The sequence below is a fragment of the Lentilactobacillus parafarraginis DSM 18390 = JCM 14109 genome, from assembly GCF_001435895.1.
Classification (GTDB): domain Bacteria; phylum Bacillota; class Bacilli; order Lactobacillales; family Lactobacillaceae; genus Lentilactobacillus; species Lentilactobacillus parafarraginis.
This window is the reverse complement of record NZ_AZFZ01000028.1, coordinates 1-12,343: the sequence shown is the minus strand read 5'-3', so window position 1 is coordinate 12,343 and position 12,343 is coordinate 1. Positions and strand designations below refer to the sequence as shown.

The 12,343-nt window shown below is 44.2% G+C and carries 14 protein-coding genes; 5 read left to right on the top strand and 9 right to left on the bottom strand.

Annotated features, from left to right (window positions below):
- Window positions 1–6: 6 nt before the first annotated feature.
- The 4 genes from FD47_RS07805 to FD47_RS07790 all read right to left on the bottom strand — a co-directional run bounded on the left by FD47_RS07805 (window position 7) and on the right by FD47_RS07790 (window position 3,204).
- Complete coding sequence (locus FD47_RS07805) at window positions 7–747, bottom strand: amino acid ABC transporter ATP-binding protein (protein WP_008211448.1); 741 nt, start codon at window positions 745–747, stop codon at window positions 7–9.
- Window positions 740–1,429 carry an amino acid ABC transporter permease gene (locus FD47_RS07800; protein WP_056980425.1) on the bottom strand — a complete coding sequence of 230 codons (690 nt, stop codon included), beginning with the start codon at window positions 1,427–1,429 and terminating at the stop codon, window positions 740–742. The genes FD47_RS07805 and FD47_RS07800 overlap by 8 nt, the downstream gene beginning before the upstream one ends.
- Window positions 1,410–2,069 carry an amino acid ABC transporter permease gene (locus FD47_RS07795; protein ID WP_054734653.1) on the bottom strand — a complete coding sequence of 220 codons (660 nt, stop codon included), beginning with the start codon at window positions 2,067–2,069 and terminating at the stop codon, window positions 1,410–1,412. The genes FD47_RS07800 and FD47_RS07795 overlap by 20 nt, the downstream gene beginning before the upstream one ends.
- Window positions 2,070–2,451: 382 nt before the next feature.
- A complete protein-coding gene (locus FD47_RS07790; protein WP_054734655.1) occupies window positions 2,452–3,204 on the bottom strand; it encodes an NADPH-dependent oxidoreductase in 753 nt (250 codons plus the stop codon).
- A 260-nt stretch (window positions 3,205–3,464) separates the two neighbouring features.
- On the opposite strand from FD47_RS07790, the gene FD47_RS07785 reads away from it, so the two are divergent.
- Window positions 3,465–4,154 carry a VIT1/CCC1 transporter family protein gene (locus FD47_RS07785; protein ID WP_054734658.1) on the top strand — a complete coding sequence of 230 codons (690 nt, stop codon included), beginning with the start codon at window positions 3,465–3,467 and terminating at the stop codon, window positions 4,152–4,154.
- 34 nt (window positions 4,155–4,188) lie between these two features.
- Complete coding sequence (locus FD47_RS07780; RefSeq protein ID WP_054734678.1) at window positions 4,189–4,893, top strand: VIT1/CCC1 transporter family protein; 705 nt, start codon at window positions 4,189–4,191, stop codon at window positions 4,891–4,893.
- A gap of 1,001 nt (window positions 4,894–5,894) precedes the next feature.
- On the opposite strand, the gene FD47_RS15350 is transcribed toward FD47_RS07780, so the two are convergent.
- The 5 genes from FD47_RS15350 to FD47_RS07760 form a co-directional block, all read right to left on the bottom strand.
- Window positions 5,895–6,410 (bottom strand): hypothetical protein, encoded by a 516-nt coding sequence (locus tag FD47_RS15350; protein ID WP_156319450.1) that lies wholly within the window; start codon window positions 6,408–6,410, stop codon window positions 5,895–5,897.
- Window positions 6,328–7,518, bottom strand: a complete 1,191-nt coding sequence (locus FD47_RS07770; protein WP_056980423.1) for a hypothetical protein — start codon at window positions 7,516–7,518, stop codon at window positions 6,328–6,330. The genes FD47_RS15350 and FD47_RS07770 overlap by 83 nt, the downstream gene beginning before the upstream one ends.
- A gap of 203 nt (window positions 7,519–7,721) precedes the next feature.
- Window positions 7,722–9,416, bottom strand: coding sequence for an oleate hydratase (locus FD47_RS07765; RefSeq protein ID WP_056980422.1), 1,695 nt, complete (start codon window positions 9,414–9,416; stop codon window positions 7,722–7,724).
- A gap of 32 nt (window positions 9,417–9,448) precedes the next feature.
- Window positions 9,449–9,571: a hypothetical protein gene (locus FD47_RS16090; protein WP_008211464.1), complete on the bottom strand. Its 123-nt coding sequence runs from the start codon at window positions 9,569–9,571 to the stop codon at window positions 9,449–9,451.
- Between the two features lie 85 nt (window positions 9,572–9,656).
- Window positions 9,657–10,232, bottom strand: a complete 576-nt coding sequence (locus FD47_RS07760) for a TetR/AcrR family transcriptional regulator (RefSeq protein WP_054734672.1) — start codon at window positions 10,230–10,232, stop codon at window positions 9,657–9,659.
- 206 nt (window positions 10,233–10,438) lie between these two features.
- Between FD47_RS07760 and FD47_RS07755 the strand changes: the two genes are divergently transcribed.
- The 3 genes from FD47_RS07755 (at window position 10,439) to FD47_RS07745 (ending at window position 12,297) form a co-directional block, all read left to right on the top strand.
- Complete coding sequence (locus FD47_RS07755; protein WP_054734675.1) at window positions 10,439–11,140, top strand: hypothetical protein; 702 nt, start codon at window positions 10,439–10,441, stop codon at window positions 11,138–11,140.
- A gap of 174 nt (window positions 11,141–11,314) precedes the next feature.
- A complete protein-coding gene (locus tag FD47_RS07750; RefSeq protein WP_056980419.1) occupies window positions 11,315–11,737 on the top strand; it encodes an Hsp20/alpha crystallin family protein in 423 nt (140 codons plus the stop codon).
- A gap of 125 nt (window positions 11,738–11,862) precedes the next feature.
- On the top strand, window positions 11,863–12,297 hold the full coding sequence (locus FD47_RS07745) for an Hsp20/alpha crystallin family protein (RefSeq protein WP_008211472.1): 435 nt from the start codon (window positions 11,863–11,865) through the stop codon (window positions 12,295–12,297).
- The last annotated feature ends 46 nt before the right edge of the window (window positions 12,298–12,343 follow it).

Sequence of the window (12,343 nt, the reverse complement as noted above, 5' to 3'; positions counted from 1 at the left end):
TCCTCACTAAAAGTCCATACTATCTAAGAATTCCTTTGCCCGGCTGGTTTGGGGGTTACTAAAGAATTGTTTAGATGATGTCTGTTCCAATATCTCACCATCCTGTAAAAACAGGACCCGATCAGCAATCTGTTTCGCAAAGTTCATTTCATGCGTGACAACGATCATCGTCATGTTGTCCTGATCGGCTAACCCTTCAATAATATTCAGCACTCCGCGCACCATTTCCGGATCCAGCGACGCCGTCACCTCATCAAACAGCATAAAGTCCGGGTGAAGGGCCAACGCACGGACGATCGCAACTCGCTGGGCCTGACCACCCGACAATTCACGCGGATATGCGTTGGCGTAGTCTGACAGTTCAACGCTGGCAAGTAGTCGTTCAGCCTCCTGACGGGCCGCCTGCTTATCCTGCTTTTGAACCTTGGTCGGACCTAATAAGATGTTATCCATGACGGTCAAATTTGGAAACAGATCGTAACTCTGAAAAACCATGCCGATTTTTTGGCGGAGCTGCTGCCAGTTCTTTTCGGTCGGCACAATTTTCTGACCTTCAAAGGTAATCGTTCCCTTCTGATACGTTTCCAAGCCATTCAGGCAACGAATCAGCGTACTCTTTCCTGACCCGGAAGGCCCTAACAGCGTCACGACCTCACCCTGATCAACCGAAAAATTAATATCGTGTAAAACGTGTTTCTTACCATAAAACTTCTCTAAATGTGCAACTTCCAGTACTTTATCAGCCATTTGCCTTCTCCAGTCTCCTCTTTTCCAGCCGTTTCGCCCACCAAGATAGTGGGTAATCGATTAAGAAATAAAATAGGAAAATTAATCCGTAGACCCAGAAAACACCGGTTGGGTAGGTATGATTATTTGCCTCGATGATTTGTTGACCAATATTGATGACATCCATGACGGAAATCAGCAGCAGGATTGAGGTCGTTTTGATCACCCGAGTTGCCAAATTAATGGTTGCCGGAATTTCCAGCGTTAACGATTGGGGAATCAGTACGTAACGATAAAGCTGAAACCGGTTGAGACCAATCGCCTTGCCGGATTCGATTTGGTGTCGTGGCACTGAAATCAAAGCTCCGCGAACGATGTCACTCATCTCAGCACCAACCCAAAGCACAAATACGAGGGTTGCCAACTGATCAGCCGGTAAATTGAAATTCATTTGGCGCGGCAAGATGTAGTAGAACAAGAATAGCAACACCACTGTTGGCACAACCCGGAAGAATTCCAAATATAACCGCAGAACGACTCGCAACGGCCGATTCTTAAAGGTCCGTAAAACCCCGAGGATAATTCCAAGGATGATGCCAAAAATCAGTGCAACGGCTGCAATCTTAACGGTTACCCACAGGCCGCCAAGCAACCGCATGAAGTTGGTGCCTTCAAATAGAACACTAATTCCCGAATGTGCCATAACGAACCCTCTTTTCCAATAACGTTAAAATAATTGACAGTGGGACCAAAATAATTGCGTAGGCAATGACTAGTACGAATAAATACTCGTTTGACCGATAGTACATTCCAATCAAATCAAGTGCGGTATTGGTCAGCTCTGGGATTGCAATCACGGTAAAAATCGACGTTTCCTTAATCAGGAATATCACGTTGGCGGCCATTGCCGGCACACTTAACGAGAACCCCTGGGGAAAAACAACGTACCGCGCCAATTGCCAGCGACTCAAGCCAATTGCCTTACCAGATTCAACTTGGCTTTTGGAAACGCCATTAAACCCACCGGTAAAGCCTTCCGCCATGTAACTGCCACCCAGAAAAATCAACCCAATAATTCCGCAAAGCTGCGCACCAAACTTAATTCCCAGAACTGGAAATGCGTAATATAAGAAAAATAACTGAATCAACAACGGCGTATTTCGGGAAATTTCAACATAGACCGACGCAATTTGACGAAAAACCGGCACCCGAAAGTATTGCACTAAGCTGCATATTAGACCAACCACAATTGAGCCGATGATTCCAACAAACGAAAGCCACAGCGTTAATTCAAATCCTTTGCCAAACATGGGCAAACTTTGCTGGATAATAGCCCAACTCATCAAATCATCTCCATTCTAGAGTCACGTAATAAATCCGATCAACAGTTATTTTTAGAGTTTAAAAAAGCCCTGCTGTTTTGTTTCCAAAACAACAGGGACGATTTATCGTGGTTCCACCCTTTTTCGTGCCCGCTATAAAACAGACACCTTCATTGAGTCCTATCTAGTTGCGGTGTTTTCCACCGATTCAACTCAGAGCGCACTTTCAATTCACTCATTCCATTCTCGCACTGTCAATGGTCGCTTTAAATGAGGATGAATTTACTCTTCTCCGTCATCGCTGAATAAAAACTGTCAATCAATTACCTATAAATGTAAGGTGAAATCACACAAAAGTCAATCATTTTTCTCATCATTTTGTCATTATCGGGGTTCAAGACGACTAATTAAGCAGAAATCCCTGATCTTTAATATTGTCTAATAAGTCCGCTCGTACCTGATGGCTTCGACCCAATTCCGATAAAATGTGACTACTGAAAGTTTCAGTCCGACGATTTGATCCCCGTTTTTGGTAGTATGTCGCAATCAATTTGTCGTAGGCTTTCAGATCGTCTCCTTGATCTGGTTGATAACGATTCTGGAAATGCATGAGATTTGCTGCCATCCGGGGTTTTAAATCTGGTTCATCGGCAGGATAGCCAATGGCGATTCCCAGAAGCGGGAATGTCAATTCAGGCAATTGCAACAATTCAATCACCCGCTTGGTGTCATTCAAGATACTCCCCATAATGGTGCCCCCAAGATCCATACTTTCGGCGGCAACCATGATGTTTTCAGTCGCAATTGCTGTGTCAAAAACGGCAGCCAAAAACTTGTCGGTGGTATGCAATGTGAACGGATCGACACCTGCTCGCTTCGCAATTTGGAGGTTCCGGAATTGGTCGGCAACCATCACAAAATAGTGCCCACTCTTTTCCAGCCATGGATGCAACGTAATCTGGCCAAGTTCGTGCAGAATGGCTGGATCCGTCACGCTAATAATTGAATACTGTTGCGAAAAGGTGCTGGTTGAGGCGTGCTGGGCAGCCGCTACTAGTTGATCAACCTGATCTTCAGTTAGTGACTGTTCTTTAAATCGTCGAATACTCCGATGATTCATCAACTGGCGTAGAACTGAATTATTCGTTGTCGCCATCAAAAATCCATCTCCTTATTTTTTCCTACTCGGTGTATGGTAGCCGCTTATCTTCTGTTAGTCAATCAATAATAATATTCTAAAATGGTAAAGTTTATGTCGGAAAACTATGTATTTAAGCCACAACAAGTTAAAATTAAGGTGTCCCAAAAAATAAAATCGAAAAAAGGGGCTTTTTGATTTTACTTTTTTAAGCCATTGATCTATAATGTAATTTGTATCAGATAATAATAATTATAAATTAGAGAGCTGGTGTAACCATGGCTCAGAATGCCAAAAAGAAAACTTTAGCGCAGAAAATTAACGTGATGCGGGCTGCCGTAATGGGCGCTAACGATGGGATCGTCTCAGTTGCCGGGATTGTTATCGGCGTTGCAGGTGCCACGTCCAGCAATTTTGCAATTTTTATTTCAGGAATTTCAGGCATGCTCGCCGGAACAGTTTCAATGGCGATGGGTGAATTCGTCTCAGTTAATACCCAAAAAGATTCCCAGCGAAATGCCATTAGCCACCAGAAACAGGCCTTGGCAGATTCATACGATCACGAATTCAATACCGTTCAACAAAAGCTAGATTCCGATGGAATTACAGCCGACTTAGCCGAACAGGCCACCAAAGAAATGATGAACAAGGATCCCTTAAAAACCTCTGTTCGCCAGAAGTACGGCTTTAATGTTGGTGAGTATACCAACCCATTGTCAGCCGCGATTGCTTCAATGATTTCATTTCCAACTGGTTCGATTTTACCACTGGTTGCCATCACCACGTTTCCCAGTTCAATCCGGGTTTTAGCAACTGGAATTGCCGTTATCATCGCTCTTGCAATTACGGGCTACTCAGCGGCGAAACTGGGAAATTCAAACACAACTCGCGGAATCATTAGAAATGTTGTTTCGGGGATTTTAACCATGATTGTGACCTATACGATCGGCACACTGATTGGCTCGTAATCTTGATACAGTGAACTAGGGGGAATCAGTAATGATGCTAAGTATTCGGTCAAAAAAGAAGAATAAGTCATCCCAAACGATGGATGAAAAGCTGAACACCCTAAGGGCTGGGGTGCTTGGCTCAAATGACGGCATTCTGACCGTTGTTGGGGTATTGTTTAGTGTCGCGGTTGCGACGACAAATCAATTTACCATTTTTATCGCCGGTTTATCAGATCTGTTAGCGTGTGCCTTTTCCATGGCGTCCGGTGAATATGCCTCAGTTAGTACCCAGAAGGATACAGAACAGTCAGTTGTTAGAAAAGAAAAGGCGTTACTAAAGACAAACTACAATCAGCAACTGCAAACCGTTTCCGATTATTATGTGGATCAGGGTGTTACCCGAAAAACGGCCGATTTGATTGCCGCCGATTTGATGAAAAAGAAACCATTGGAAACAATCGTCAACATCAAGTACGATTTAAACCTCGGTCATTATATGAACCCTTGGGACGCCGCATTCTCATCGTTATTTTCAGCGGCAGCTGGCGGCGTATTCCCATTAGTCGCCATGACGATCACGCCGGTGGCTTACCAATGGCCGGCCACGATCTTAGCCGTTTGTTTCTCGGTTGCTCTGACCGGTTTTATGAGCGCCAAGCTAGGCAACGGCCTCGTTAAGACCGCTATGATCCGAAATGTCATCGTCGGCATCATTACGATGATCATTCACTATTCGGTCGGTCTATTACTCGCATAGAAATGGCTCATAAATACTTAAAGTCACTCGTAAGCCACTACCCTTACGGTGATTTTTTTAGGCCATAAACAGACGTGCAGTGGTCAGATCACAGCTTTCCGGGCTAACCATAACATGTTACGGTTACGGATAAAATCCTTTTGTATCAGCCGTTATCTTCACTACGCTCCAAGTGGCCAGATTAATCGGCAGATTTCTTTCGGCGAAGATACCAGGGGTGGCTTTTCGTCGTTTAGATCATTTCTGTGGACTCAGTCTTTGAAACTTTTAACCAGAAATGACTCGCACGCAATTCAAACTTTTATTATTCGGCCAAAAGAACTTGCGGCATCAGCCGGAAACCTACGTACTAAGTTTCCGATTTTGGTTCGCGATTAATAGCTCCCCTGTCTGTTCAATAACGTTCACCATTGTTCAATATTTTAAACACAATATGCATTCGTTCGCACTTTGCTAACAGAATGCCAATCTCGTTTTGAGCCGAAAAATTTGGCTCGTTTTTCCAGTCCTTTTAAAAATACCCCCGTTTTAAATGTTCCAGGTGGGTCCACATTTTGACTAAATAAAGCGTTCTTAAAATTGGTTAATTACTCATTACTCATTCCAAAAATTTACTTCAAATAATGTTGTGCTTCCTCAAACTACTCTAACGATCGATAAACCTATTTATTCCAATTTGCAATCAAAGATCTCCTAGGTAATCTTCCAGCACAATGAGCATGGTAAACACTTCATTACCTGGTGCATAAAAGAAGATTAACCCAGCTCATAAAGGAAGAACCGTGATCGGAGTACCTGACTTTAGCACAGCCACCTTCACTTAAAAAGCCGCTACTTATCCCTTGGTTTTACATATACCTAAATTTTGCGCTGATTCCCTTGCGTCGGTTTAATTTTCCGCGCAACAAAATAAGGATCCTTACCGCGTTTTTTCAATGCAGTCATTTCTAAGCAAGCTCATGCCGCGTACGTATGCTAACTAAACTCTATCTAAGCTTAACTTAGGCTGCTACCGCTGTTGTTGCTGCCGTAGTTGCTGTCGTTGTAGTAACTCCCGAGGCTGCCTGACTTGTTTGAGATTGTTGGCCACTTGTCGTGCTTGTTGAAACTTCTTGTTGTGAATTATTAGTCGTCTGGGTTTGGCCGCCATTGTCTGAACCTGTATCTGAATTTGCATTAGCAGCGGTTGTTGTTGATGCACTCGCTGGTGAACCTGCAGGGGTCGTCGTTGAAGTTGTGGTACCATTTACCGTTGACTCAGTCCCAGTTGTTGGGGTCTGAGTTCCGTTGTCATCTGTTGCTCCAGTCGCTGGTGCGGTAGTCGTACCATTATCATTGGTTGGCGTCTGTGGATTTTGTCCAGTTGAAGTGTTGCCGCCAGTTGTCGTTGAACCATTGTCACCATTATTTGTCGGGTTATTAGTGTCAGTCCCCTTATTGGTTGTCGCCGTTCTTATTCGTATCGGTATTCTGCTTCTTCTTATCAGATTGATCCTTAGACTTCTTAGAATCTGCATTTTTCTTAGAACTAGCCTTGGATTTATTCGATTTGTTCGTATTCTTAGAATCCTTATGCTTCTTTGCATTCTTTGAATCGTGACGTTTTTTCTGAGAATCTGCCTTATGATTCGTAGTCTTCTTGACCCGTTTGTAATCAGAAGTGTCACGTTTCTGACTACTTCGATGCGTGGTTGTCTGCCGATAGCCACTTGTGGTGCCAACACCAGAGCCGTAGCCATAGGAAACCGATTGCGTTTGGGTCACTGTAGTTGTGGATCCATACCCATTACCCGGATATCCGGTAGTTGATGCGTAAGTCGTCCCCGTTGTTGCCGCAGCATTATATTGCTGATCAGAACTGGTGGTGTTGGAACTCTCATTATTACTATAGTAAGTTTCAGCATACGTCGTGGTATTTGACTGGCTCTGGGAAACGTTCACAGTACTTTGATCGTTTACAGTGGAAGTGTTAGCGGCCGAGCTTGCTGACGAAGCAGGAGTAGAAGTGGTTGATTGATTCTCACTTCTTGCGTGAATCCCACTCGTTGTGATTGACCCTTTAAAGTCAGACCGGTCCTTCTTGGAGGCTGTGTCTGCCTGAGCCTTGGCATATTTCCCCGACTTGATCTTGTTATTCTTAACCTTAATTGTTTGTCCCTTATAAGTAGCTTTAATCTTAGTAACTTTGGAAACATCCTTGGTTGGAATGGCGTATGCCTGCGTGTAGGTACCAGACTTAACATCCTTCGTAAATGTCAATATCAGTTGGGTCTTCTTTTTGGTCGCATGCTTAAATGGCAGGTGTTTTTGGACACTTGCCTTCATATTCTTTAAATTAACGTTCTTTTTATCAAAAGCAAACTTGACCTGATCCTTCTTGGCAAACGCATTCGTAACGGTCGGCTTAACCGTAACTTTTAAAATCGGCACGTGTTTTGAATACACGACCTCGGCTTTAAGGACCTTGTTGACATCAAATTTATCGCTCTTCTTAGCAGCGTTTGCAGATTCCTGATCATTACCAAATAAGCCGTTGGCCAAGCCATGGCCAAACAGCGGCAAGAACAAAATAGTTGCAATGATTACTAAAAATAGTCGCTTCATTTGTTTACTAGAATGTGCCATCGGGATTCCTTCCTACTCGCAAATCAGAATTGTGACGCGCACGCTACCGTAACGTCACCATAACTACCATATAGAATACCATTTTTAGGGTCGTTTTGCTATGACAATTCATGATTCTCCAAAAAACTAAGCGTCACAAAAAGACCCCCGCGTCGGAAAAAGCGAGTGGCCTTTGTGCTTGTTATTATTCGGTTAAGCAACCGTTATTCAAACATTTTCCGGGTTGCCTTGGCAAGTGTCTTTGGATCGCGATCGTAGCGCTTGTTTTTCACAAGTTTCGACATTGGAATACCCGTGAAGTGGTAAGCCGCAATTTCTCCCGAACGAACGGCACTTTGCTCGGTAAAGACCATTTGATATGGCTGTTCTGCAAACTCACCCGTAAAGGCTAAGTTGGTTGAATGTTCCGGAATTACCTTGGGCCGATCTGACTTTGCCCGGTTATTGAACAGTGCCGATGCGTATGGCATGTATACCGGAATACAGTTAATGATGCTGTCCATTATTTCCTGCTTCTTGTCCATAATGTTGCCCGGACCCGGGTCAACCTTTGAAAGCTGACCGAGCAGCTCTTCAGCCATTTCTTTACCCGTCATCTTGATGTATTCCTTCTGGACAAACTCGCCACGCCGACGCGGGTAGAGGAAGTATCCCCAAATAACCGACTCGTTAGCCTTTTGAGTCGTGAAATGTGGTTGATGATGCACCACAATCGACATGTTGACGTCTTTTTGCCCCAATGGGGTGATTGGAGAGGTTGAAATAAACGAATTCAACGCGTTCCCGGGAACCTGGGTGGTAATTCGCGTGATCTCGTTTAATAACGTGTGATCACTGGTCGTTAACGTGAAACTGACCCACTCACTGGCGTTTCGGTCATTGAAGAATTTATCCGGATTCCCAAGGTTATAGAACCGCTCCGTGGCTTTCTTCCACAGACTGGCCGCGGCCCCGTAATCCATATTTTCAGCCGCTGGCGTATTGAAGTCTCCCAACGTTGCCGAATCGGTAATCGAACCGTTTGTGAAAATAACGGCCGTCTGATCATCGACGTCGACGTGCTCTTCCTCATTGGTTTCAGTGTTGGTCATCTTCAAACCGGTTACCGTAATCTCATCCTGCATCGGTGTATCCTTAAATTCAAAGTCGGTTACCCGTCGATTCAGGACCAAGTTGACACCCTGATCCTTTAAATAGTTAATCAGCGGCAGCATGATACTTTCAAACTGATTGTAACGAGTTCGGTTAACCCCAACCAGATGTTCAATCTGCGTAAATTCATAAATCATTTGGTGCATGTAGCGGCGCAGCTCCTGAGCGGAACTTTGAGTTCGAAACGCAAAGGTGGTTTCCCACATATACCAGAAGTTGGTGGCAAACATGTGCGGATCATCGCGGAAATAGTCGGCAATCGTCACGTTATCGAGTTTTTCTTCCTTAGAGTCCGGCATCAAAAGCAGTTCAGTCAGCAGCATGCGGTCCTTATTGTTAAAGCCAAGCTTGCCGCCGTTGATAATGCCCTTACCGCCTTCCATGAGCCGGGCCTTATCAAATGTCCGGTGATGGGCGTCAAAGTCACGCGTGTCTTCAGCAGCCGTCATTCCAGCTTCCGTCGCGGAAGGTACCCGGCTTAAAAGATCCATCAAATCAACGTAAGTCCGGTAGTTCAGCATCCGCCCACCACGGGCAACGAATCCCTTCGTGTTTTCCATCGGGTGATTTTTATTCCAATACTCGTTAGCGGCATCACTGGCGGCCGATCCATCATTAGAACCGTGATCATCGATGGAGTAGAAGGTAATCTGACTACCGTTCCAATGGCCCTCCTGAATTAAATAAACTGCCGCAGCCATGTTGGCTAAGCCAGCGCCAATCATAATTGCTTTACTCTTTGTCATTGTATGTCCTCCTCGCTTGAAAAAACTGACTTTTATTTGCCTTCAAACTCGTCATACAGGTGCTTGTCGTCCTCAAACCAGCCGATCGACTTCAGAAAACAAACGCTGGCGACGGTGAGGCCAAGCCCCAACAAGATTAATGTTCGATGTTTCATCTTGCCACTTCCTTAGTTAGATTGCTTCATTATCTATTTGATACCTTAATTTTAGAATGATCCCGGTCAAATTGAAATGGACAATCTACCCATTTTGCCCAAATCCGCTCAGTTCCTGCCCGTTTTTAATGGCGTTATCGATACCGCCCCGCAGCATGATCTCCGCGCGCTGAACAACGGCTGCTTTCGGTTCCTTAAGGTCATTGGCCAGCCATTGCACAACCTGCATAACCAAAGCCCAGCCATAAAAGTTTTTGATTGCTTCAGTCAAATTGGGCGACACGTCACGGTTGGAGTGAATAATCACTTTGCCGACCAAATCACTGGCAACGGAGTACAAGAATCCCTCGAGCAGATCACGCGCAACCGAACGAAACGTGTTCATACAAAACTGCTTATTCGTTTCAATGTAGTCAAGAATCAGCCGGTAAGCGACTTTCCAGTCAGTGATTTTCGTATAGGTCGTCACGCTGACCAGTAAATCCTGTTTATAAACCCACTCCAGCAGACTATAAATATCATCAAAATGATAGTAAAAGGTGTTCCGCGTCAGATGCGCGCGTTGGGTTAACATATCGATAGTAATTCGGTCCACCGGCGTTGTCGCCATGAGGGCCTTCAAAGTCTGAGCAAGTTTCTGTTTTGTGGATTGTTTTGTCATAAAAATTCCTTCATTAACAATTAAAATTTACCGGTCAACATGTGAGAATATTCACTCATTTATAGTATAGCCCACGAGGCCCCGCTAGTCCCAGCGGAAACCGTTAAACTCAGCAATCTTTTGTCTGTAAATAACCCAAGACGATGACCGCTGTGTATAATAAGGTTCGACTTAAAGATCTGACTTATTGAAAGGAGTCTTCAACGATGCGTTTAACCCATAAACCATCACAAATCGGCTTGGCGATTTTACTGGTAATCAGCGGTTTTCTACTGACATTCACCCTGTTATTACCAAATTCATCCGCAAGCACCACCTTTTCTTCTGGTGATATCAGCGGCCCCAGTGGCTATTTTAAGAGTGCCAGGGCACAGTTCGCGTTTCATTGGAAAAACGTCAAGACACATCAAGGCATTCAAACCGTCCTTATTTTCGGCGATTTTCAAAAGCCGCAGATCCAGACGGCCATCCCGACTGGCAATAAAATCAGTGCCAATAAAAAAACCTTCTATTCAACGTACCGCTTGATTAATTCTAATGGCAAACTGCAACCCACCGAAACCAGCTTCAAGATTATCCAACTCGGCAAAAACCGTTATCAGGTTCATATTGCCACTACTGGTACTGGCCGAATTGCAAAGTCTGGTGGTAAATCCTACACATTTACACGTACAAAAACATCACCAGCCAAGACATATGCCAACGCCTACTCAAAGAGGGTCCTCAACCAACGTTATACCAAACAGTTGAACGCAAATCTGGAGAAGCAGTATCAGGCAGCAAAACAGAAAGGTGAGAATATCAAAGACCCGGCAACGGATCCTGACATTCAAGCGAAGGTAAAAAGTACCGCTGCAACCGCGACTGCGAGAAGTATCAAAAACATCATCAAAGCATTCAACTATTAGCGATGTAGGAAGTCAGCATTTAGCACTCTTTAACTTGGAGTGCTAAATGCTGGCATTTTTTTCAAAACTGATTACTATAGAAAATGAAAGGTAAAGGAGAAACGAAAAGCAAGTAACCAGTGCGGTTAACCACTTTACCTTCAATAAAATCTGACAATAAGGAGATTGGTACTTATGGCAAATGATTTAATGAATCGGTTCGACTTTGATCCATTCTTTGATCGAATGGCCCGCCGCTTCTTCAGCCCAAGTGATATGGAAGATTTTGGAAATCTCAAAACTGATATTAAGGAAAGCGATAAGGATTACACGTTAAAAGTTGATGTTCCCGGTGTTGATAAGCAAAATATTCATTTGGCTTACCAAAACGATACGTTGTCACTGAACATCAGTCAAAACCAGTCATCCGAACAAAAGGATGAAAACGGTAAGGTAATTGCCAGCGAACGAAGCCACGGGGTAATGTCTCGGAGTTACACGTTGCCCGGCGTCGATCGTGACAATATCTCTGCCGCCGTTAATGACGGTGTCTTGAGCGTGACACTTCCAAAGGTTACTGAGAATGACCAAAATAATGGGCACATCGAAATCCAGTAATCAGTATTCGTTAACAAATGCATTCCTTAAATTTTAAAACCTTGGGGGAATGGCAGCAATGTCATTTCACCACCCCACATTGACGCTTCAAATCCAATAATCTTGTAACAAAGGAGATTGGTATTATGACAAACGAAGTTATGAACCGTTTTGCAATGGATCCTTTCTTTGATCGTTTAGCACGTCGCTTCTTCAGCCCAATTGAAGGCGACAACGACACGATGAATCTCGGCGACTTGAAGACCGACATCAAGGAAACCGACAAGGATTACGAACTGAAGGTTGATGTTCCAGGAATCGATAAGAAGAACATTCACTTGGCATACGATAACGGTGACTTGGCATTGAATGTCGACCAAGCTCAAGCTTCCGAAAAGAAGGATGAGCAGGGCAGAGTCATTGCAAGCGAGCGCAGTCATGGTGTTATGTCCAGAACTTATGAATTACCTGGCGTTGATCGCGACCACATCTCAGCTGAAATCGATAACGGGGTTTTAAACATCACGTTACCAAAGATGGCTGAAAGTGATGATCATTCAGGCCAAATCGAAATTCAATAATTGTTTGTCATGATAAAAGAGGCTGGGACATAAGTCCCGCCCATAA